This is a genomic window from Subdoligranulum variabile, assembly GCF_025152575.1.
Lineage (GTDB): Bacteria > Bacillota > Clostridia > Oscillospirales > Ruminococcaceae > Gemmiger > Gemmiger variabilis.
In genome coordinates, this window is record NZ_CP102293.1 from 2728256 (window position 1) to 2749536 (window position 21281).

The window sequence follows — 21281 nt, forward strand, 5'->3', positions numbered from 1 at the left end:
AATGGCTGATTTTTATACCTATCGCAATGAGTTCGCCCGGCGGCGCCGCAAGCGCCGTCTGGTGCTGATTTTGCTGATCATTCTGGCACTGCTGTGCGCGGCGGCCGGCTGGTTCTGGTATCAGAAAGAAGACGGCAACGGTTCGGCGCCGGAAGTATCGGCGGAACCGACGGCCGCAGTGACGGCAACTCCGGAAGCGACGGCAACGCCGCAGCCCACACCGGTTACCGGCAAATCTCCGGAACGTATCGTGCAGGCGGTGGATACCGCTGCGTGGAATACCTCCACGGCGGTGGCACAGACCATCGATACGGAATATCTTAACACCGATCACCGCATGATCGGCGTCCCCATGCTGGGCACCGTCACCAACCGGTATTTCGATACTGTTACCTTTGTGGGGGACAGCATCGCCTCGGGCCTGGGGATCTATACCACCGGTTACCCCAACGCTCACTATGCGACTTATACCGGCGCCGGCGTCAACAGTTTCGTCAACAATACCACGATGAAGAACGCTGTGACCAAAACCGAGGAAACGCCCATGGAGACCATCGTGGCTTCCCAGCCGGATTATGTCTATATTCTTGTGGGAACCAACAATCTGGTGACCCAGGGCAACGAGGAGAGCTTTCTGGCTTACTATGAGCGGCTTATCGATATGCTGCGGGAGCAGCTCAACCCCGGGGTGATCTACTATATCCAGGCCATTCCCGGCGTACAGGAGACCGTTGTGCAGTCCAAGCCCGGACTGGACAACGCCCGCATTGCCACCGTCAATGACCTTTTGGCCAATCTGGCGCTGCGCAAGGGCTGCTATTTTGTCAACATCCGGGAGGTGCTGACCAACCCGGCGGACGGCAGCCAGATCGATGATTACCAGACTTCCGACGGTGTGCATTTCACACCTTCCGGCTATCGTGCCTGGGCGGAGTACCTCGCCACGCACACGGTATGGAACCGCCGCAGCCTGTACAGCGGACAAAACCCCTATTACATTTACGGGGCATAATTGTTAAACAACCCTGCGCAAGGTGTAAAAAGTACCTTGCGTAGGGCTTTTTTGTATAACGATACAACATTACAACGAGCATTGTGTCGAATTTGCACAAATCACAAATGACAAGCCGGAAAATTTTAGCGGATTATTACAGAAAAACCTTGAAATTCATGCCTGAAACGGGTAATATAGTAATAGCTAAATACACGGACTGTGTGTAAACGCAGCCCAAAAGGGGAGATTACGTTGAAGCAAGGCAAACAGACGCCCAAGAGTTCTGACTTGCCCATCTATCTGTTCCGGCAGGGCAACAATCAGGAAGCGTACCGGTATTTTGGTGCGCATCTGTGTGAGCAGGACGGCCAGGCCGGCGCGGTGTTCCGTGTCTGGGCGCCGCATGCCAACGCGGTCGCGGTCGTAGGAGATTTCAACAACTGGGCGCCGGGGGACCATCCCATGCAGAAGGTCGCCGACGGCATCTGGGAACTGTTCATTCCGGGCATCAAGGAATACGACGTTTACAAATACTGCATTACCACCGCATCGGACGAGCTGATCTATAAGGCTGATCCCTATGCCTTCCATACCGAGACCCGGCCTTCCAACGGCAGCAAGGTCTATGATATTGAGGGCTATCCCTGGGGGGATGACGCCTGGAACAAGGCGGAGGAAAAGCGGGATGTCATCAACAGCCCGATGTCTATTTATGAGCTGCAGGCCGGCAGCTGGAAGATGAAAGACCCCGACAACGGCGTGCCGTACAATTATTCCGAGCTGGCCGATCAGCTGGTGCCCTACATAAAAGAGATGGGCTACACCCATGTGGAACTGCTGCCCATCACAGAGTATCCCTTTGATGGGAGCTGGGGCTATCAGGTCACGGGTTATTTTGCGCCCACCAGCCGTTACGGCACCCCCAAGGATTTCATGGCCTTTGTGGATAAGCTGCATCAGGCGGGGATCGGCGTGATCCTGGACTGGGTACCGGCCCACTTCCCGAAGGATGCCTATGGTCTGTACATGTTTGACGGCGCCCCCTGCTACGAGGATCCCAACCCCCGCCGCGGCGAGCACAAGGAATGGGGCACCATGGTCTTCAACTATGGCATGAACGAAGTGGCCAGCTTCCTGGTTTCCAGTGCCATGTTCTGGATCGAGAAATACCATGTGGATGGTCTGCGTGTGGATGCCGTGGCCAGCATGCTGTATCTTGATTACAACCGTCGTGACGGCGAGTGGGAGCAGAACTCCAAGGGCGGCAAGGAAAATCTTGAAGCCATTGCCTTCCTGCAGAAACTGAACACCGCGGTTCTGACACGCTATCCTCACAAGATGATGATCGCCGAGGAATCCACGGCCTGGCCGCTGGTGACCAAGCCTGCGGCGGATGGCGGTCTGGGCTTCAACTTCAAGTGGAACATGGGCTGGATGAATGACATGCTCAGCTACATGAAGACCGACCCGCTGTTCCGTGCCGGCAATCACGGCAAGGTGACTTTCAGCTTCTTCTACGCTTTCAGTGAGAATTTCGTGCTGCCCATCAGCCACGATGAAGTGGTGCACGGCAAGTGCAGCCTCATCAACAAGATGCCCGGCGATTATGAAGAAAAGTTCGCCAATCTGCGCACCTTCTACGGCTACATGATGGCCCATCCCGGCAAGAAGCTGCTCTTCATGGGGCAGGAATTCGGCCAGTTCATCGAATGGGATGAGAAGAAGCAGCTGGACTGGATGCTGCTCGGTTATGACAAGCATCGTCAGCTGCAGAACTACGTCAAGGATCTGAACCATTTCTATCGTGAGACCCCCGCCATGTGGCAGGTGGATTACAGCTGGGAAGGGTTCCAGTGGATCGTGCCGGACGACAACCAGCAGAGCGTCATCGCTTTCCTGCGCCGGGATGCCGAGGGCAAGATGATCATGATCGTCTGCAACTTCAACCCGGTGCTGCGTCAGAACTACGAGATGGGCGTGCCCAATCCCGGCAGCTACAAGGAGATCCTCAACTCGGATGATCCCAAGTACGGCGGTTCCGGTGTGACCAACGGTACGGTGCGCAGCAAGAAGGGCGAAATGCATGGCTTCGAGCAGCACGTATCGCTGACGCTGCCGCCGCTGTCCACGATGTACTTCCAGGTCCCGGCGGCCCGCAAGCCCCGCGCCAAGAAGGAAGAGACGGACACGGAATCCAAGACATCTGCCAAAGCCAAGAAGGCGCCGGCAGCCAAGCGCACCCGCACTACCAAAGCCAAACCGCAGGCCTAAGCTGTTCCTGCGTGATGGATAGATCGTATACCCATAGTCTAGTAGAAATGGCGTAAGCCAGAAATTTAAGGGGAGAAATCTTATGGCAAAAGAAATGATCGCAATGATCCTGGCCGGCGGCCAGGGATCGCGCCTGTATGCGCTGACCCAAAAGCTCGCCAAGCCTGCAGTTCCGTTCGGCGGAAAGTATCGTATCATCGACTTCCCGCTGTCCAACTGCGTCAACTCCGACATCGACACCGTCGGCATCTTGACCCAGTATCAGCCGCTGGTCCTCAACGAGTACATCGGCAATGGCCAGCCGTGGGACCTTGACCGTCTGCATGGCGGTGTCCATGTGCTGCCGCCCTACCAGCAGGCTTCCGGCTCCGACTGGTATAAAGGCACGGCCAACGCGATCTATCAGAATATTTCTTTCATCGACCGGTATGATCCCAAATATGTCATCATCCTGTCCGGTGACCAGATCTGCAAACAGGACTACTCCGACTTCCTGCGTTTCCACAAGGAGAAGGATGCCGAGTTCTCCGTCGCCGTCATGGAAGTGCCCTGGAGCGAAGCATCCCGCTTCGGTCTGATGGTCACCGATGAGGACGACAAGATCAGCGAATTCCAGGAAAAGCCGAAGAACCCGAAGTCCAATCTGGCTTCCATGGGCATCTACATCTTCAACTGGGATATCCTGAAGAAGTACCTCACCGAGGACGAAGCCGATCCCAACTCCGAGAATGACTTCGGCAAGAACGTCATCCCCAACCTGCTGCGTGACGGCCGCCGTATGTACGCCTATCACTTCAGCGGTTACTGGAAGGATGTGGGTACCATCTCCAGCCTGTGGCAGGCCAACATGGAGGTCCTCGATCCCAGCCATTCCGGCATCAACCTGTTTGACGAAAACTGGAAGATTTACTCCCGTAACTCCGGCAAACCCTGCCAGCGCATCGGCAATGACGCGACCATCGTAAACTCGATGATCTCGGAAGGCTGCCGTGTGGACGGTACGGTCAATAACTCCATCCTGTTCCCCGGCGTTGTCGTGGAAAAGGGCGCCACGGTGGAGGCAGCCGTGGTCATGGGCGGCACCATCATCAAGGCGGGCGCCAGCGTCAAGCACTGCATTGTGGCGGAGAACGTCACGATCGAAGAGGGCGCTACGGTGGGCGCTATGCCCGAAGGCGGCCTGAACATCGCCGAACCCGGTGATGTCGCCACTGTTGGCTCCGGCGTCGTGATCGGCAAAGGTGCAACGGTCGGCCCCAAAGCAATGGTTTCCAGCGATGTAAAGGATGGTGAGGAACAATGGTAAACAGCAACGTCAACGCTCTCGGCGTCATTTTCGCCAACACCTATGATAATCTTGTTCCCGAACTGGTGGCGGAGCGCTCTATGGCGTCCATCCCGTTCGGCGGCCGTTATCGTCTGATCGACTTTACGCTGTCCAGCATGGCCAATGCCGGCATCGACAACGTTTCGGTCATCGTCCGTAAGAACTACCACTCTTTGATGGACCACCTCGGCTCCGGCCGTGAATGGGACCTGACCCGCAAGCGCGGCGGCCTGAACATTGTGCCTCCCTTTGCGGAGCGCAGCGTCAAGATGTATTCCGGCCGCGTGGATGCCATCGAAAGCATCCTTTCCTGGCTGGAAGCCCAGAAGGAGCGCTACGTCATCCTCTCCGACTCCTATATCGCTGTCAACTTTGACTTCGGCAAGCTGATTGACGAGCATGTGGCCAGCGGCGCCGATGTCACGATGGTCTACAATCGTGCACCGATTCCCGAGGGGGCCCGCAGCGATAACTACACCATCCGCATCGACGATACCGGTCGTGTGACCGAGATCCTCTCCAACGATTACCGTCTTGGTGAGCAGAATCTGTCGATGAATATGTACGTCATCGAGCGTGAGAGCCTGATCCATCTGATTCACGATGCAGCCGTGCGCGGCCTGGTTTACTTTGAGCGCGATATTCTGGCACGCAACCTCAAGCTGCTGAATGTACATGCATTTGAATTCAAGGGTTACGCAGCGCGTATCTCCGATATGAAGAGCTACTTCGACGAGAACATGCGTCTGCTGGAGCCCGGCAGCATGGAGGCACTGTTCGGTGGTGCTCCCATCTACACCAAGATTCGTGACGATAACCCCACCCGTTACCTGGAAGGCAGTGCTGTCAAGAACAGCCTGCTGGCCGACGGCTGCGTTATCGAAGGCACGGTGGAGAACTGCGTTCTGTTCCGTGGCTGCCAGGTCAAGAAAGGCGCCGTGGTCAAGAACTGCGTGCTGATGCAGGATACCGTGGTGGAGCCGAACTGCGTGGTGGAGCACGTGGTCACCGATAAGAATGTTCATATCACCGAAGGCAAGAAGCTGACCGGTACGGATACCTTCCCGGTCTTCATTGCCAAGAACCACAGCGTATAATGAGCTCATAGAGGCTGCTCTCCTTCTCCCCGGAGACAGCTTAGATGAGGGGGACGGGGAGACCGTACGGCCTGCCCGTCCTCCTGTTTTTTTGAATCACTCACCATCTGTATGGAGGTGCTTATGAAAATTTTGTACGCGGCCAGTGAGGCTGCCCCGTATGCCAAGTCCGGCGGTCTGGCCGATGTGGCGGGCGCACTGCCCAAGGCACTGGTCAAGGACGGGATCGACTGTCGGGTCGTCATGCCGCTGTACGGCGATCTGAAATTCAAGGATACCCTGACCTATGTCACCAATTTCAGCGTGCCGGTGGGCTGGCGCAGTCAGTACTGCGGCCTGTTCAAGGCGGAGCGCGACGGTGTTGTATTCTACTTCATCGACAATGAGTACTATTTCAAGCGCAGCGGCCTGTACGGGTTCTATGACGACGGCGAACGTTTCGCCTTCTTCTCCCGCGCCATTCTGGAGATGCTCTTTTACACCGATTTCGAGCCGGACATCATCAACTGCAATGACTGGCAGACGGCGCTGACTCCGGTGTACCTGAACCTGTACTATCGCCATCTGGATAAGTTCAACCGCATCAAGACGGTATTCACCATCCACAACATCGCCTACCAGGGCAAGTATGGCCTGGATATTCTCGAGGATACCTGCGGCATCGGCGCACGGGATGCCCATGTGGTGGAATATGACGGCTGTGCCAACTTCATGAAGGGCGCCATCGAGACCGCCGACAAGGTCACCACTGTCAGTCCGACCTATGCCCAAGAGATTCTGGATCCCTGGTTCAGCCATGGATTGGATGGTCTGCTGCGTCAGAAGCAGTACAAGACCTGCGGCATTCTGAACGGCATCGATGTGGATGTCTTCAATCCCGCGACCGATCCCGATATTGCCAAGAATTACGATGTCAACACCTTTGAGGACGGCAAAGCAGTCTGCAAGGCGGCGCTCCAGGATGAGATGCATCTGCACAAGGACGGCAGCCCCGTCATGGCCATGGTCACGCGCCTGGTGGGTCACAAGGGTGTCGACCTGGTCCGCGCCATCGCCGAAGGTTTGCTGCAGCAGGGCATCGAGCTGGTGGTGCTGGGCTCCGGTGAAGCGCAATACGAGAATTTCTTCAACGAACTCTGCGCACGGAATCCGGGACGTGTGGGCGTCTACATCGGCTTCAATGCGCAGCTGGCCCAGCGTATCTACGCGGGTGCAGATATGTTCCTGATGCCGTCCCGCTCTGAACCCTGTGGTCTGGCGCAGATGGTTTCCTGCCGGTACGGCACGATTCCCATCGTCCGGGAAACCGGCGGGCTGCGGGACTCCATTCACGACTCCGGCGACGGTTTCGGCAACGGTTTCACCTTTGCCAACTACAACGCCCATGAACTGTACGAAGCCTGCTGGCGTGCCAAGGAAGGCTACTGGCAGAAGGATGGCTGGCCGATTCTGGTCCGCCGTGCCATGGAGTGCGATTTCAGCTGGGCCAACTCGGCGAAGAGCTACGAGGGCCTGTACAATGAGGTCGTCAACCTCTGGTAAGCGAAGGCACGGAGGAAAATTTCACAAATGTTTCAAAACCGGCGGGGAAACCCGCCGGTTTTTTTCTTGCGTTTTTCACAGAATTGTTTTATCTTAAAATAAAAAGAACCTGTGTAAGTGAGAAAAGATCGAGTGTGAAAATTGTGGACAACAAATTTCCGGAACGACTGGGTCCGGTTCTAATGCTGCTCGCGGCACTCTCGGCGTGCGGAGCCACGGCGGTCATCCCGGCGGAAAATCAGGCGACGGGGGAGACTGCGGTAGCCGCTTCCCGCAGTCAGATAGGGTCCATGCTGCCTGAGGGGGATGTGCCGGAGGACGTCTGGCCGGTGCTGGCGATGTTGCAGGGAACGGCTGAAACCGCGGTCTGGCTGCCGTTTGAGGCGCAGCTGGAGGTGGAAAATATTGATCAGAATCCCGAACTGCCCAACGGCTGTGAGATTACCTCGGCGGCCATCGTACTGAACTATTTGGGATTCGATGTGGATAAAGTGACCCTGGCCGAGGAGTATCTGCCCCGGTATGTGCCGTACTGGGATGCCGACCCGAACGTGGAGTTTATGGGCAATCCGGAGGATGAACTGGCCTTTTACTGTCTGCCGGGGGCGGTGGTTACGGCGGTCAACGACTATCTGGAGGACGTGGGCAGCAGCTACACGGCGCTGGACATCAGCGGGGCGCCTGTGGAGGAACTTTACCAGTGGGTGGCCAACGGTACGCCGGTGCTGGTCTGGACGACCCGCGCTTTCAGTGATCCGCTGTACAACTACACCTTTCAGCTGCCCAACGGCAGCTGGCCCTACAGCAACTCTCATTGTCTGGTGCTGACAGGCTACGATGACGAAACCTGCTATCTGGCGGACCCCATGCTGGAAGTGGAAACGGTGAGCCGGGACCGTTTTGCAGAATGCTATCTGGAACGGGGACAGTATGCAGTGGTCATTGCACAAACGGAGTAAGAGCCGCAGCATAGAAACCATTTGCTTTCCATACTGCGGCTCTTGTAAAATGTGATTGTTGTGGTGTTAGCCGAGAAAATACTTTTACCCTCACAAAGAAACAACTGTTGTTAAATGAAAGATAATGTATGTGAAATTCTCCACTAGAAAATTCTTACTGTTTGCAATCACATTAGTATTTTTTTAAAAAGAGGATCTGACCACAATGAAAAAATTTACTTATAGCGTATACTAGCAAAAAGGCGATACAATAGGTGATAAGCGCTAGAGAGATACTCCAAATGAATGGATTACAATCAGTCCCGAGGTGCCGATAAAATATCATGAGTAAGGGATAGTGTAAAAGATATATACCGAAAGAACAAAGAGAAAGAGACTGGATAAAACTAAGGAGATTTCCTAAATGGATCCCTTTTAGACGAATGAAAAGTAAACTACTCATTATGGGAAGGGAGAAAAAATTATACCAAACACCTTCTACACAGATCATTTCGATAATAACTGTAAGGAAAAATAAAACGAAAATGATAAAAGAGAAAATCCGATGTTGGAATTTTTTGCATGTGGAAGGAGACATTTTTGCAAATATATATCCGAGGATGAAATATAAACCGTATTGTCCACCACCAAAACTCAAATCTAGTTGGGTGACGATAGTTGGTTGATTGAGAAAGGGTAACAGCCAATTGCTGCTAGGAACAAGAAATTCATACAAAAACAAAACCGCACATACAGAAATAATCAATTTTTTGGGGAGGGAGTGCAGCGCAGTCGATACAATCGGAAGAAAAATATATGTTCCAATGATCATGGGTATGTACCAGCCATGCCCAAGACTTAGCGATTGAAGGAAAAGTGCATTGCGAATATAGGTCGAAAAGCTAAAAGGAGATTGATTATAATAGGACAAAAAAATATTATATAGCAGGAGCCATATTTCCCAAGTGATGATCAATGGAAGGAGATTTTTCTTGTAAAAATGAATGGTTTGGTCATAAGTATAAGCTCTTGAAAAAAGTAGGTAGCCCGTTAATAACATGAAAAATGGAACGCCTAATCTACCAAATGTGAAGAATGTATACATAAAACATCTTGTATACCATCCAGCTTTTGATAGATCGGTCTGAGAAAATAAAAATCCAATACTATGATTGACAACAACGCAGAAGGCAGCAAGTGCCCGAATAAAATCCAATGAATTGTATCGCTGCTTTATAACAGACATGATATCATTGCTCCTTTAAATGATCCGCCACCCATTTGATGAGCAGCTCCAGCGCCACAAGGTTGTGGCCGCCTTCGGGGACGATCAGGTCCGCTTTGCGCTTGCTGGGCTCTACGAACTGTTCGTGCATCGGTTTGACGGTGGTCAGGTACTGAGTCACTACGCTGTCCAGCGTACGGCCTCGCTCCTTCACGTCCCGCACGATACGGCGCAGAATCCGCACATCGGCATCGGTGTCCACAAAGACCTTCATATCCATCAGATCACAGAGTTCGGGAGAGTCAAAGATCAGGATGCCCTCCACGATGATGACCGGGGCCGGCTTGACGAGCACCGTCTCGTTGCTGCGGTTGTGAATGGTGTAGTCGTACACAGGAACCTGTACCGGATGTCCGGCCCGCAACTCCCGCAGATGAGCAACCATCAGTGGGGTGTCGAAGCTGTCGGGATGGTCGTAGTTCAGTTTGCAGCGTTCTTCGTAAGGCAGCTCATCGTGGCGCTTGTAGTAGCTGTCGTGGTTGATGACGCTGACCTCGTCGGCACCAAAATGGTCACGAAGCCGTTCAGTCAGAGTGGTCTTGCCGCTGCCGGTGCCGCCGGCAATCCCGATGATGATGGTATTCATTCCGTACCCTCTCTTTTACACTTCCAGATGAATCTCCCGGCCGGTGGGCTGGTAGGCACGATATTTGACGCCGGTCATATTGAACATGCGACGGCTGGCGATGCTGGCGTGCGTGTCGTGGTATTTGTCCGACAGGTAGATCAGTTCCTTGATGCCGCTTTGAATGATCGCCTTGGCACATTCGTTGCAGGGGAACAGCGTCACGTACATCCGCGCACCGGTCAGATCGTTGTGTGGGCTGTTGAGAATTGCATTCAGTTCCGAGTGGCAGACGTACATGTATTTGGTGTTCAGGTCGTCGCCTTCCCGCTCCCAGGGCATATCGTCGTCGTTGCAGCCGATGGGCATACCGTTGTAGCCCAGCGACAGGATTTTATTTTCGGGGCTGACGATGCAGGCGCCCACCTGGCTGTTGTTATCCTTGGAGCGCATGGCGGAAAGCAGGGCAATGCCCATAAAGTATTCATCCCAGCTGATATAATCCGTTCGTTTCATAGCGTCCCTTTCCTTTGTATTTTTTACATTTATTATACTGTGCGCCGTACGGTGGCGCAAGATTCTTTGTGTAAATATTTCCTGCGGGTAGCCTCGCCGCCCCGCAGATGTCGTTCGGCCTTGTTACGCTGCACTACGGTCTGCACCTCGGCCCATAAGCCGGGATGGGTGTGGCGCAGCCTGCTCTGATCTTTCCAGATCGTGCTTTTGCTCACCCCGAACACCGCGGCTGCCGCGCGCACGGTGGCGCCGCTGCGCACGATGTACCGCCCTACGGCCACAGCCCGCTCCTCCGGGTCACCTTTCATACCCTTACCCCCTCACATGGAATTTCTGTCAAATCCTATGTGAAAAAAGGTGCGGATATGTCCGAACCGCCCAAATACGCTGGAGGGAAGCGGCAAGAAACGAAAAAGCCATCCGTACAAGGCGGATGGCAGGGAACTATTCGTACATTTTTCGCCCGGCAAAGACGCAGAGCGGTCGTTTGGCTTTTCCGGTTCCGATCAGCTGGACCGCCGCAGCCAGGGTGGCGCCAGCGCTGGCGCAGGCAGGCACCCCGTCAAAGAAGAGGACTTCCTGCGCGGCGCGCTCCGCGTCGGCGGTGGTTACCGTCAACACGGTGTCCACCACATAGGGGTTGTAATTCTCCGGCACGAATCCGGGGCCAATGCCTGCAATGCCGTGCTGGCCGATGAAGCCCCCTGAAATGGCCGCACACTCGGTGGGTTCCACCGCCACAATGCGGATCATGCTGTTCCACGCTTTGATGTATTCGCCCACACCGGTGACAGTGCCGCCGCTGCCTACGCCGATGACGATGGCATCCACGGCATCGCCGGCGGCCTTGAGAATCTGCGGCCCGGTCACCCGGCGGTGGTATTCGGGATTATCATCGTTGGCAAAGTAATGGGTAAAATACCCGCCATAACGCTGGGCCGTCTCTTCCGCAATACGGTCCATTGCCCGGCGGCCGGCGCTGCTGCTGACAACAATCCTGGCTCCCAGATCCTGCAGCCGCTTACGGCGTGCGATAGGCAGGCTGCTGGGCACGACCAGGATGCAGGGATGGCCTGTGGTAGCGCAGCTTACCGCCAGCGCCGCACCGAAACTGCCCGAACTGGCTTCCACCACCGGCATGCCGGGCTTCAGCGCACCCCTTTCGGTGGCAAGGGCCAGCATCGTTTCGGCAAGACCGTCCTTGGAGGTGCCTGTTGCGCCGCCGAAATCCAGATACGCCAGAATACTGGAACTCAGATTGTGGCGGCCGGAATAACCGTCCAGGCGCACAACGGGAGAACGGTAGACTTCCTGATAGTAGCTTTTGAGAATTCCCACGGCAGACACCTCCTTTCGCGCAGGGCAGAGTATTCCATATTATAACACACTCCGACCGGTTTTGCACGGAAAAACCGGAAACCTCCTCTCATTTTTGTAGCATGGCGGAGGGGCAAGCGGCTGATTTTACGCCGGAATGTGTAAAAAAGTAGGGAAATCCCCTTGACTTTCCCGTTGCTCCCTGTTATAATTCATAGGCTGGATGTAAAGAAAAAAACTTTACACAACATGTCAGATACAGGAAGGGGCGCAGATTATGGCGGGCAAACCGCAGAAAAATCTGGCCTACTCGGTCCTGCTGGACTTTTACGGCCCGGTCCTGACCGAGAAGCAGCGCCTGATCCTGACAGAGTATTATGACGAGGATCTTTCCCTGGCCGAGATCGCCGAAAATTTCGGCATTACCCGGCAGGGGGTGCGGGACGCCATCAAGCATGGCGAGGCCGCTCTGGACGAACTGGAAGCCAAACTGGGGAATGCGCGGCACCACACGGCGACGCAGCAGGACCTGACGCGGCTGCGCCAGCTGGTCATGGAGATCCGGTGCTGCAACTCGGGACTCTTCAATCCGGTCCCGCAGATCCGCACCGACACCGACGAAATGCTTCGGATTTTGGACCGATTGGATACGCAGGAGGATACCGATGGCCTTTGAATCATTGACAGAGCGCCTGAACGGCGTATTCAAAAAGCTGCGCGGCAAGGGCAAGCTCAATGAAGCGGACATCAAGGCGGCCATGCGGGAAGTCCGTATGGCGCTGTTGGAAGCCGACGTCAACTACAAGGTTGCCAAGGATTTCTGTGCGCAGGTCTCGGAGCGTGCCATGGGTCAGGAGGTCATGGAGAGTCTGACCCCCGCCCAGCAGGTGGTCAAGATCGTCAACGAAGAGCTGACCAAGCTCATGGGCGGCGACGAACCGCAGTATCTGCACATCAAGAACAAGGGGCAGACGGTCCTGATGATGTGTGGTCTGCAGGGCAATGGTAAAACCACCCACGCCGCCAAACTGGGCAAGTATTATCGCAGTCAGGGCCGCCGCCCGCTGCTGGTTGCCTGTGACGTGTATCGCCCGGCAGCCATCCAGCAGTTGCAGATTGTGGGTGAACAGGCCGGTGTTCCCGTCTTTACCATGGGCACCGAAAAACCGGAACATATTGCCCAGCAGGCGATGGCCCACGCCCGGGATCACGGCAACGATATTGTGATCCTCGATACTGCCGGCCGTCTGCAGATCGACGATGCGCTGATGGATGAGCTGGTGCGCATCAAGGAAGCCGTCGAGGTGGACGAGACGCTGCTGGTGGTGGATGCCATGGCCGGCCAGGAAGCCGTGAACGTGGCCAAGACCTTTAACGAAAAGATCGGCATCACCGGTGTGGTACTGACCAAGACCGACGGCGATACCCGCGGTGGTGCAGCCCTCTCGGTGCTGGCGGTTACGGGTAAGCCGATCTACTTTCAGGGCACCGGCGAAAAGCTGGAGGATCTGGAACCCTTCTATCCCTCCCGGATGGCCAGCCGTATCCTCGGCATGGGCGATGTGCTTTCCCTCATCGAGAAAGCCCAGAGCGTCCAGAACGACAAGGAAGCGGAAGCCGCCGCCCGGCGGATGATGGAAAACAAATTTGATATGAACGATCTGCTGGCGCAGTTCCAGCAGGTAAAGAAGATGGGCGGCGCCTCGGCGCTGCTGGCGATGATGCCCGGCGGCAACCAGATCGACGCCGACGCGCTGGACGACAAGATGCTGCCCCGCATCGAGGCCATCATCTATTCCATGACCCCGGCGGAACGGGCCAAGCCTGAGATCATCAATCCCAAGCGTAAACGCCGCATCGCGGCCGGTTCCGGCCAGACGGTGGAGGCAGTAAACAAACTGCTGCGTCAATATGAAATGATGCAGAAAATGATGAAGAAGGTCCGCCGCAATCCCAAGGGATTCATGCGCAGCCTGGGAAATCTGGGCGGTATGGGCGGCTTCAAAGGCTTCGGCCGCTGATTGTTTTGGTATGACCCGCACGGCTATACGGCCCACGGGATGTACAATATAAAATTCGCCCCACAAGGGCCGTAAACAAGTATTTGGAGGAATTTACAATGGTTAAGATTCGTCTGCGCCGTATGGGCGCCAAGAAGGCTCCCTTCTACCGTGTGGTTGTTGCCGACAGCCGTTTTGCCCGTGATGGCCGCTTCATCGAGGAGATCGGCTACTACGATCCGACCAAGGAGCCCAGCGTTGTCAGCATCGATGCCGACAAGGCCAAGCAGTGGCTCGCCAACGGCGCCCAGCCCACCGACACCGTCCGTGAGCTGCTGAAGAAGGCTGCCGTTCTGTAATCTGCTGTTCACTTTTTCTGAGGGAGGGAACGCCGCATGCAGGAACTCTTAGTAGCCGTTGCCCGCGGCCTTGTCGAGGACAAGGAGGCCGTGCAGGTGACCGTTGATCCCGCACGGGAGGACGGCACCGTCGTCTATCACCTCAAAGTGGCCGAGGCCGACATGGGCCGTGTCATCGGCAAGCAGGGACGCATTGCCAAAGCGATTCGCGTCGTCATGCGTGCCGCCGCGGTCCGTCAGGGCGAAAAAGTCATCGTCGAGATCGACTAAAAGCCAAAAGCACTTTGCCGTTTTGGCAGAGTGCTTTTTTGTATATCGGGCGGTGAGGCCGCCTTTTTACCCAAACGAACGGAAGGTCGAATTAACTATGCAGAACTATCTTCCCGCCTGCAAGATCGTCTCCACTCATGGAGTGCGGGGCGAAATGAAGGCGCTGCCGTTGTGTGACGGCGCGGCGTTTCTTTCCAAATTCAAGCGGCTGTTTGCCAAAGCGGACGGCACCGGAGAAGTCCGGGTGCTGGGCGTTCGCGCCCAGGGCAATGTGATTTTGCTGCGCCTGGAGGGGGTCGCCGACATGGATGCCGCCCGGGCCCAGGTGGGGCGCACCTACTATTTTGCCAAAGGGGATGCCCGGCTGCCCAAAGGCCGCTATTTCATTGATGATTTGCTGGGCTGTCGTGTGGTGGATGCCGAAAACGGCCGGGTGTACGGTACCCTGACGGCGGTGGATCATCCCGCCGCCCAGGACATTTATACCGTGACCGATGGGGAGGGCGGCACCCATATGCTGCCGGCGGTACCGGAATTTGTGCGGGAGATCGACCTGGAAGCCCGCACCATCACGGTGACGCCCATCGACGGTATGTTCAATGAGGCCGTCAACGGCGACAAGGAGTAAGCCATGCGCATTGATATTGTGACGCTGTTCCCTGAACTGTGTGACAGTTTCCTGTCGGCCAGTATTCTGGGGCGGGCGCGTGCCAAGAATCTGTTCGAGGCGCACTGCCACCAGATCCGGGACTACACCACCAACAAGCAGAAGCAGACCGACGATTACCCTTACGGGGGCGGCTGCGGCATGGTGCTGTATGCCCAGCCTATCGCTGATTGCCTGCGGGAGGTGCAGCGCCAGTGTGCGGAACAGGGCCGGGCCAAGCCCCATGTGGTGTTTCTGACGGCGGCGGGCCATCCCTATAACGAGGAGGCGGCCAAGCGCTTGGCGCAGTATGAGGCGGTGACACTGGTCTGCGGCCACTATGAAGGCATTGACGAGCGGGTGATTGAAGCCTTCGGCGATGAAGAAATCTCCATCGGGGATTATGTGCTCACCGGAGGGGAACTGGCCAGTCTGGTGGTGGCCGACAGTGTGCTGCGGCTGCAGCCCGGGGTGCTGGCGGAAGAAAAGGGATACCAGGAGGAGAGCTACTGGGATGGCCTGCTGGAATATCCGCAGTACACCCGCCCGGAAGTCTGGGAAGGACGAGCTGTCCCATCGGTACTGCTGACCGGGGATCACCAGAAGATTGATGCCTGGCGGGGACAGCAGAGCCGTACCCGCACCCGTTTGCGCCGGCCGGATCTCTATGAGCACTGGTGTGATACCCATCCGCTGACAGAACTGCCCAAGTGGAAGCGCGGCGAAAACATGCGGCTGGTCAAGACCGAGGAACAGTGGGATGTGGCGGCCCGGCTTTTCGCCGAGGGACGCCATGATGTCTGCAAGGACGTATGCACGCCGCTGTATCTTGATACCCTGACGCCGGAACACTGCCGGGAGGAATTGCAAAGCGAACGACAGAATGGCTGGGCGTTTTATCTGCACTCCACCAAAAATGAGGCGGACGGCATGGTGGGGGTCTGCCATAAAACCGGGCAGATCAGCCATCTGTTTGTGACGTCGGAAGCCCGCGGTCGGGGCATCGGAAGCAAAATGCTGGATTTTGCCCGCAAAAAGCTGGCCGAATACGAGCATCCCACGCTGACGGTGTTGGATACCAACACCCGGGCGCTGGCGCTGTACCGCCGTATGGGCTGGCGTCCGGCAGGGGTGGAGGCGGTGTATGACCCGGCCGATGATCCCACAGCTGCCGTGTATTGCCAGGAATTAAAATTACGATATGAGGCACAATAAAACAAGGTTTTGTTGTCAATCTACAATGATGTTGAAAATAAACTGGTAAATATGCACAAAGGAAAAAGCTGAGATTTGGCGGAATTACAGAATCCTGCCAAATTTGCAAAATCCTACTGTACAAAATCGACGAAATAGGATAAAATAGAAACAATCAAGGCGGCGTATCATGCGCGAAGACCGCCTGACGACAAGCGCCCACGGTAGAAACGCAGGGGCATATTATTTTCAAAAGTAGGAGAGAATAACTATGTACGTGAAAGAAGTTACCGTTGAGAATCAGGTTGGTCTGCACGCCCGTCCGGCTACCTTCTTCATCCAGAAGGCGAACGAGTACAAGTCTTCCATCTGGGTCGAGAAAGAGGAGCGCCGCGTCAACGCCAAGAGCCTGCTCGGTGTTCTGAGCCTGGGCATCGTGGGCGGCACGACCATTCGCATCATTGCCGATGGCGCCGACGAGCAGGCTGCGGTCGACGGTCTGGTCAAGCTGGTCAGCTCCGGCTTTGCCGAGTAATTCTTCTCACAACTGTAACGGCGGGGCGACCCGCCGCTTTTTTATTTTCTGCTGTTTTGTAAAGGTGACTCATGACAAAAGCTGAACTCTACCGCAAAGCCTGTATGCTGCCGCTGCTGCCCGGTGTGTATATCATCCGGGACAAAAGCGACACCATCATCTATATCGGCAAGGCCAAGCGCCTCAAGACCCGGGTATCCCAATATTTCCGGGAAGGGGTGCCCCATGATGCCAAGGTGACCCAGATGATCGCCCATGCCTTTACCTTCGATGTGATCGTCTGCCAGAGCGAGTTTGAGGCCCTGGTACTGGAGGCCAGCCAGATCAAGGCCCATACGCCGAAATACAACATTCTGCTCAAGGATGACAAGGGCTACAGCTATGTCAAGGTGACAAAGGGCCCCTGGCCGCGGATCTCGGCAGCGCTGCAGAAGGACGATGATGGTGCCGACTATATCGGCCCCTTTACCTCCTCCTTTGCGGTGCGGGAAATGGTGGAGATGGCCCAGGATTGCTTTTTGCTGCCGCGCTGTAACCGGGAATTCCCCCGGGATTTCGGCAAAGGGCGTCCCTGCCTGAATGCCCATATCGGTAAATGTATGGCGGTGTGCAGCGGCAAGATCAGCTGCGAAGCCTACAATGAAGCGGTGCAGGGAGCCTTGCGGATGATCCGCTACGGCAAAAAGGACATCGTCAAACAGCTGCGCGAAAAGATGGAGGCAGCTTCGGAGCGGCTGGATTTTGAAACGGCCGCCTTGCTGCGGGATCAGATCCAGGCCATTGAACGGGTGGCGGCCGGTCAGAAGGTGGTTATGGATGGGGACACCGAGATGGATGTCATCGCGTTGGCGGGCACGACCCGGGCGGTGTGTGCGGCGGTACTGCGCTATCGGGATGGTCGCCTGACCGACAAACGGGAATTTGTCTTTCACGATACCACCGATATCGAACAGGTGCGGGAGGAATTCCTGCCCCAGTATTATCTGGATGGGGAGACCATCCCCAAAATCATTGCAGTGGACAAACTGCCCGCCGACGCCGAGGCGTTGAACGAGGCGCTGAACCAGACTCGCGGCAGCAAGGTGGAACTCTATGTACCCCAGCGGGGGGATGTGGCCAAGCTGGTGACCATGGCGTATACCAACGCAGTGGAGCGTCTGGGCCGGGAAAGCGGCCGCTACACCCGGGAGGAAAAACTGCTGGAGGAAGCCGCCCAGATGCTGGGACTGAAGGCGCCGCCCCGGGTCATTGAAAGTTATGATATCTCCAACTGGGGGGACGGCTCCAGCGTATGCGGTATGGTGGTCTTCAAGGATGGCAAACCCCACCGCTCCGGGTATCGCCGCTTCAAGATGAAGACGGTGGCAGGAACCGACGACTATGCTTCGCTGGCAGAGACGCTTTCCCGCCGGGCGGCAGAGTATGAAGCGGCCCGCCGGGGTGAAAAACCGGATGGCCCCCAGAACCAGTTCGCCACGCTGCCGGACCTGCTGCTCATCGACGGCGGACGGGGGCAGGTGGGCGCCGTCAAACAGGCGCTGAAAGGCACGGCGCTGGAGCATGTGCCCACCTTCGGCATGGTCAAGGACGATCATCACCGCACCCGTGCCATTGTGGACGATGCAGGCGGAGAAATTGCCATCAACCGGAACCGCAATATTTTTACGTTTGTCACGAACATCCAGGACGAGACCCACCGTTACGCCAATGACTACCGAAAACGCGCCATGAAAAAGCGCTCCTATGCGGCCACGCTGACCGCCCTGCCCGGCGTGGGGGAAAAGACCAGTGCGGCTTTGTTGGCGCATTTCAAGACGGTGGCGGCGGTGAAGGCGGCCAGCATTTCGGACCTGGAGGAGGTCAAGGGCATCAGCCACGCCAAGGCGGAAAAGCTGTACAACGCCCTGCGCAATGGAGTATAATCGGAATGGCGGTCAGAATATGACCATCTGCAAAAACAACACACAGGGGAGCGTTCTATGCTCATTCTTACGATTCTTCTGACACTGCTGATCGCGGTATTGTTTGCCTGGCTTCCGGCTCGGCTGGAACATCGCCCTCTGCACCGGGCCGACGTCCTGAGCGGTCCGGGGCTTGTCCTGGCGGTTTGGGTCTGGGCGGGGTGCATTTATTCCAAACCGGGGCTTGCGGTGGATTTTGACGGATTCCGCCTGTTGGGCATCGCCGGGATGGCTTTGTGGGCTTGCGCCGTCACAGCAGGATTCCGGCTGCGCCATCACCTGCCCAAAGGGCGTACCGCAGCGGCGCTGGGCCTGCTGCTGGTCTCGGCGCTGGGACTGGAACTGTTTGTCTGCAACCTCAACTTCTGGGCTACCCACAGCTACACACCGGTGGACCTGCGCCCCTACCTGACGGAGGAGGCCGATTCGGACGCACCGTTGACGCTGAACGACGAACACAACACCCTGACGTTTGTGGGGCTGGATCAGGAACTGTACAACCTCCAGCTTTCGGGTCTTTCCTATCAGTACGACGGTCCCCACCCCGAGGTGCAGAATCCGCTGTTTACCATGACGGTGGCCGCTGCCGACGAAGCCAGTTCGGTCTCCCGTCAGAGCTGGCCCTGGCAGATTGCCGCCAACGCGGTGCGCAGTCAGACCTGCAGCTTGGATCTCTCGGGCAAGGCGTCCACCCTGACGCTGACCGGCTATGCCTATGCGGGGGAGTACCGCCAGTATCCCCTCAGCTATACGCTGCAGACGGTGTATGCCAATGTGCCGCGTCCTCTGGATTTTTCCCTGGTGCGGTTCGCGGTGCTGTTTGCGCTGCTGGGAGCGGCCTTTGCGCTGCGCCCGGCCAGTGTCCTGTGGCGGGATGCCTATCTGGAACACACCCGCCGTTACCGCCCGGCGGTGCTGCTGGTTATGGCGGTGCTGGCGGTGCTGGCGTTTTTGGCTCCCTTTGCCGATCGATTCAACGCCGGCGTGGCCACCTCGTTTTACAACACGGCAGACTGGGACGGAGAGAGCCGCATTACCTTCACCAAACACATCAATGACTGGGTCAACGACACGGCTGCCCAATACGGCTCGCTGGCACACAGTCTTCTGAACGGGCGTCTGGATCTGGAAAAGGATCCGCCGGAAGGAATGGCCACCCTGGAAAACCCCTACGACACCGCCGCCCGGCAGGATGCAGCGCCCGACGCGCTGTGGGATGTGGCCTACTATGGGGGACGCTACTACGTATACTTTGGTCTGGTGCCCTGCCTTCTGTTCCAGCTGCCCTTTGAGGCGCTGACCGGTGTGGGGGACCTGCCGCCCAGTCTGCCCATGATCCTTATGTCCTGGCTTATGATCCTGGCGGCTTTCGGTTGCGTCAAGCAGACCCTGCGACGCTGGTTCCCGCGGGCAAGTGCGGCGGCCTATCTGCTGGCTGCCACCGGCGCGGCGTCCGGCAGCCAGATTTGGTATCTGCTGTTGCGGCCTTCGGTCTATGAATATGCGATCCTCTGCGGAGCCGCTTTCGTCATGCTGGGACTCTGGCAATGGCTGACCGCTGCCAATACCCCGGTGGGAAAACGGGGCCGTCTGATCGCGCACCTTGCAGTGGGCAGTCTGTGCATGGCACTGGTGGCCGGATGCCGACCGCAGATGGAGGTCTTTGCCGTGCTGGCGCTGCCGATTTTCTGGCAGCGGTATGGAACGGGAAAGCGCCTGCGCAGTCGCGCCGGAGCGGGAGAGTTAGTGGCTTTCCTGCTGCCGGTCATGGCAGTGGCGGCGGTGCTCCTGTGGTACAATGCCGCGCGCTTTGGTTCGCCCTTTGACTTTGGGGCAACCTACAATCTGACAAGCAACGACATGACCCGCCGCGGGTTCAGTGTGGGACGCATTGCCCCGGCGGTGGTGACCTTCTTGTTTGGGGTGCCGGGATTCAGCACGGTGTTCCCGTACCTCAGCGCTACGAAAATGAGCACCAACTATATGGGGTTGACCATTACCGAGCTGTTCTACGGCGGGGCACTCGTCTGCCTGCCGTTTCTGTGGGCGCTGGCGGTTCTGCCCATGGTTCCGAAGCGTCTGCAGAAACACCGCGATCTGCGGGGCATACTGTACGTTGTCCTGACACTCGTACTGCTGTTGGCTGTCCTGGACTGCGAGATGGCCGGCGTGCTCTACCGGTATCAGAGCGACTGGCTCGGACCGCTGCTCCTGGCGGGAGCTATGGCCTGGCTGCTGGCAGAGCAGGTCCTGCAGGACCATGCAGGGCAGCCCGGGATGAGGATGCTGCAAACCTGCTATCGCAGGGCGCTGCCGCTGGCGGTACTGGTGGGAGCCGCCTACAATTTCTGCGTGTATTTTACGGCGGAGCCCGGGCTGATCGGGCAGAATCCGTCGCTGTATCAAAATGTGAGTCGCCTGGTCCAGTTCTGGCTGTGACCGGTTCACCAAAAGGTCCTTCCGG

20 protein-coding genes are annotated in these 21281 nt (G+C 56.7%); 15 read left to right on the plus strand and 5 right to left on the minus strand.

The genetic code is table 11. The features are described from left to right. The first annotated feature begins 1 nt into the window (after position 1). From NQ490_RS12860 to NQ490_RS12885, 6 genes are all read left to right on the plus strand, one after another. Positions 2 to 1012: an SGNH/GDSL hydrolase family protein gene (locus tag NQ490_RS12860; RefSeq protein ID WP_007046765.1), complete on the plus strand. Its 1011-nt coding sequence runs from the start codon at positions 2 to 4 to the stop codon at positions 1010 to 1012. Between the two features lie 234 nt (positions 1013 to 1246). Further along, positions 1247 to 3265: a 1,4-alpha-glucan branching protein GlgB gene (glgB, locus tag NQ490_RS12865; protein ID WP_007046764.1), complete on the plus strand. Its 2019-nt coding sequence runs from the start codon at positions 1247 to 1249 to the stop codon at positions 3263 to 3265. A gap of 82 nt (positions 3266 to 3347) precedes the next feature. After that, positions 3348 to 4571, plus strand: a complete 1224-nt coding sequence (locus tag NQ490_RS12870) for a glucose-1-phosphate adenylyltransferase (RefSeq protein ID WP_007046763.1) — start codon at positions 3348 to 3350, stop codon at positions 4569 to 4571. Continuing rightward, positions 4565 to 5689 carry a glucose-1-phosphate adenylyltransferase subunit GlgD gene (gene glgD, locus NQ490_RS12875; protein ID WP_007046762.1) on the plus strand — a complete coding sequence of 375 codons (1125 nt, stop codon included), beginning with the start codon at positions 4565 to 4567 and terminating at the stop codon, positions 5687 to 5689. Before NQ490_RS12870 ends, glgD begins: the two co-directional genes overlap by 7 nt. A gap of 123 nt (positions 5690 to 5812) precedes the next feature. Further along, positions 5813 to 7231, plus strand: coding sequence for a glycogen synthase GlgA (glgA, locus tag NQ490_RS12880; RefSeq protein ID WP_040917649.1), 1419 nt, complete (start codon positions 5813 to 5815; stop codon positions 7229 to 7231). Between the two features lie 134 nt (positions 7232 to 7365). Then, entirely contained in the window at positions 7366 to 8190 is an 825-nt protein-coding gene (locus NQ490_RS12885; RefSeq protein ID WP_040917648.1) for a C39 family peptidase, read from the plus strand. Positions 8191 to 8362: 172 nt separating this feature from the next. Here the strand turns inward: NQ490_RS12885 and NQ490_RS12890 are convergent, their stop codons facing one another. From NQ490_RS12890 to NQ490_RS12910, 5 genes are all read right to left on the minus strand, one after another. After that, complete coding sequence (locus tag NQ490_RS12890) at positions 8363 to 9415, minus strand: acyltransferase (RefSeq protein WP_040917646.1); 1053 nt, start codon at positions 9413 to 9415, stop codon at positions 8363 to 8365. A gap of 4 nt (positions 9416 to 9419) precedes the next feature. After that, positions 9420 to 10040, minus strand: a complete 621-nt coding sequence (udk, locus tag NQ490_RS12895; RefSeq protein WP_007046757.1) for a uridine kinase — start codon at positions 10038 to 10040, stop codon at positions 9420 to 9422. A gap of 15 nt (positions 10041 to 10055) precedes the next feature. After that, complete coding sequence (locus NQ490_RS12900) at positions 10056 to 10535, minus strand: deoxycytidylate deaminase (protein WP_007046756.1); 480 nt, start codon at positions 10533 to 10535, stop codon at positions 10056 to 10058. A gap of 32 nt (positions 10536 to 10567) precedes the next feature. Next, on the minus strand, positions 10568 to 10843 hold the full coding sequence (locus NQ490_RS12905) for a sporulation transcriptional regulator SpoIIID (RefSeq protein ID WP_007046755.1): 276 nt from the start codon (positions 10841 to 10843) through the stop codon (positions 10568 to 10570). A gap of 136 nt (positions 10844 to 10979) precedes the next feature. Next, positions 10980 to 11873 carry a pyridoxal-phosphate dependent enzyme gene (locus NQ490_RS12910; RefSeq protein ID WP_040917644.1) on the minus strand — a complete coding sequence of 298 codons (894 nt, stop codon included), beginning with the start codon at positions 11871 to 11873 and terminating at the stop codon, positions 10980 to 10982. Positions 11874 to 12129: 256 nt separating this feature from the next. Between NQ490_RS12910 and ylxM the strand changes: the two genes are divergently transcribed. The 9 genes from ylxM (at position 12130) to NQ490_RS12955 (ending at position 21256) form a co-directional block, all read left to right on the plus strand. Further along, positions 12130 to 12528, plus strand: coding sequence for a YlxM family DNA-binding protein (gene ylxM, locus NQ490_RS12915; protein ID WP_007046753.1), 399 nt, complete (start codon positions 12130 to 12132; stop codon positions 12526 to 12528). Next, the gene (gene ffh / locus NQ490_RS12920) at positions 12518 to 13873 is read left to right on the plus strand and encodes a signal recognition particle protein (protein ID WP_007046752.1); all 1356 of its coding nucleotides are present in this window, start codon (positions 12518 to 12520) and stop codon (positions 13871 to 13873) included. The genes ylxM and ffh overlap by 11 nt, the downstream gene beginning before the upstream one ends. A 98-nt stretch (positions 13874 to 13971) precedes the next feature. Beyond that, entirely contained in the window at positions 13972 to 14211 is a 240-nt protein-coding gene (gene rpsP, locus NQ490_RS12925) for a 30S ribosomal protein S16 (RefSeq protein WP_007046751.1), read from the plus strand. 36 nt (positions 14212 to 14247) lie between these two features. Next, positions 14248 to 14481 carry a KH domain-containing protein gene (locus tag NQ490_RS12930; protein WP_007046750.1) on the plus strand — a complete coding sequence of 78 codons (234 nt, stop codon included), beginning with the start codon at positions 14248 to 14250 and terminating at the stop codon, positions 14479 to 14481. 97 nt (positions 14482 to 14578) lie between these two features. Then, positions 14579 to 15109: a ribosome maturation factor RimM gene (rimM, locus tag NQ490_RS12935; protein WP_007046749.1), complete on the plus strand. Its 531-nt coding sequence runs from the start codon at positions 14579 to 14581 to the stop codon at positions 15107 to 15109. A gap of 3 nt (positions 15110 to 15112) precedes the next feature. Beyond that, positions 15113 to 16342: a tRNA (guanosine(37)-N1)-methyltransferase TrmD gene (gene trmD, locus NQ490_RS12940; RefSeq protein ID WP_007046748.1), complete on the plus strand. Its 1230-nt coding sequence runs from the start codon at positions 15113 to 15115 to the stop codon at positions 16340 to 16342. Between the two features lie 250 nt (positions 16343 to 16592). Further along, positions 16593 to 16856 (plus strand): HPr family phosphocarrier protein, encoded by a 264-nt coding sequence (locus NQ490_RS12945; RefSeq protein ID WP_007046747.1) that lies wholly within the window; start codon positions 16593 to 16595, stop codon positions 16854 to 16856. A gap of 71 nt (positions 16857 to 16927) precedes the next feature. After that, positions 16928 to 18778: an excinuclease ABC subunit UvrC gene (gene uvrC, locus NQ490_RS12950; protein WP_007046746.1), complete on the plus strand. Its 1851-nt coding sequence runs from the start codon at positions 16928 to 16930 to the stop codon at positions 18776 to 18778. A gap of 57 nt (positions 18779 to 18835) precedes the next feature. Further along, positions 18836 to 21256, plus strand: a complete 2421-nt coding sequence (locus NQ490_RS12955) for a hypothetical protein (protein WP_007046745.1) — start codon at positions 18836 to 18838, stop codon at positions 21254 to 21256. Positions 21257 to 21281: the final 25 nt, after the last annotated feature.

What these genes read in the sequence shown, in the direction of transcription:
- NQ490_RS12870 (WP_007046763.1), top strand. Translation starts at nt 3,348, where the DNA reads ATGGCAAAAGAAATGATCGCAATGATCCTGGCCGGCGGCCAGGGATCG.
- NQ490_RS12945 (WP_007046747.1), top strand. Translation starts at nt 16,593, where the DNA reads ATGTACGTGAAAGAAGTTACCGTTGAGAATCAGGTTGGTCTGCACGCC.
- ffh (WP_007046752.1), top strand. Translation starts at nt 12,518, where the DNA reads ATGGCCTTTGAATCATTGACAGAGCGCCTGAACGGCGTATTCAAAAAG.
- ylxM (WP_007046753.1), top strand. Translation starts at nt 12,130, where the DNA reads ATGGCGGGCAAACCGCAGAAAAATCTGGCCTACTCGGTCCTGCTGGAC.
- trmD (WP_007046748.1), top strand. Translation starts at nt 15,113, where the DNA reads ATGCGCATTGATATTGTGACGCTGTTCCCTGAACTGTGTGACAGTTTC.
- NQ490_RS12890 (WP_040917646.1), bottom strand. Translation starts at nt 9,415, where the DNA reads ATGTCTGTTATAAAGCAGCGATACAATTCATTGGATTTTATTCGGGCA.
- udk (WP_007046757.1), bottom strand. Translation starts at nt 10,040, where the DNA reads ATGAATACCATCATCATCGGGATTGCCGGCGGCACCGGCAGCGGCAAG.
- uvrC (WP_007046746.1), top strand. Translation starts at nt 16,928, where the DNA reads ATGACAAAAGCTGAACTCTACCGCAAAGCCTGTATGCTGCCGCTGCTG.
- NQ490_RS12900 (WP_007046756.1), bottom strand. Translation starts at nt 10,535, where the DNA reads ATGAAACGAACGGATTATATCAGCTGGGATGAATACTTTATGGGCATT.
- rpsP (WP_007046751.1), top strand. Translation starts at nt 13,972, where the DNA reads ATGGTTAAGATTCGTCTGCGCCGTATGGGCGCCAAGAAGGCTCCCTTC.
- glgD (WP_007046762.1), top strand. Translation starts at nt 4,565, where the DNA reads ATGGTAAACAGCAACGTCAACGCTCTCGGCGTCATTTTCGCCAACACC.
- NQ490_RS12930 (WP_007046750.1), top strand. Translation starts at nt 14,248, where the DNA reads ATGCAGGAACTCTTAGTAGCCGTTGCCCGCGGCCTTGTCGAGGACAAG.
- rimM (WP_007046749.1), top strand. Translation starts at nt 14,579, where the DNA reads ATGCAGAACTATCTTCCCGCCTGCAAGATCGTCTCCACTCATGGAGTG.
- NQ490_RS12955 (WP_007046745.1), top strand. Translation starts at nt 18,836, where the DNA reads ATGCTCATTCTTACGATTCTTCTGACACTGCTGATCGCGGTATTGTTT.
- NQ490_RS12860 (WP_007046765.1), top strand. Translation starts at nt 2, where the DNA reads ATGGCTGATTTTTATACCTATCGCAATGAGTTCGCCCGGCGGCGCCGC.
- NQ490_RS12905 (WP_007046755.1), bottom strand. Translation starts at nt 10,843, where the DNA reads ATGAAAGGTGACCCGGAGGAGCGGGCTGTGGCCGTAGGGCGGTACATC.
- glgA (WP_040917649.1), top strand. Translation starts at nt 5,813, where the DNA reads ATGAAAATTTTGTACGCGGCCAGTGAGGCTGCCCCGTATGCCAAGTCC.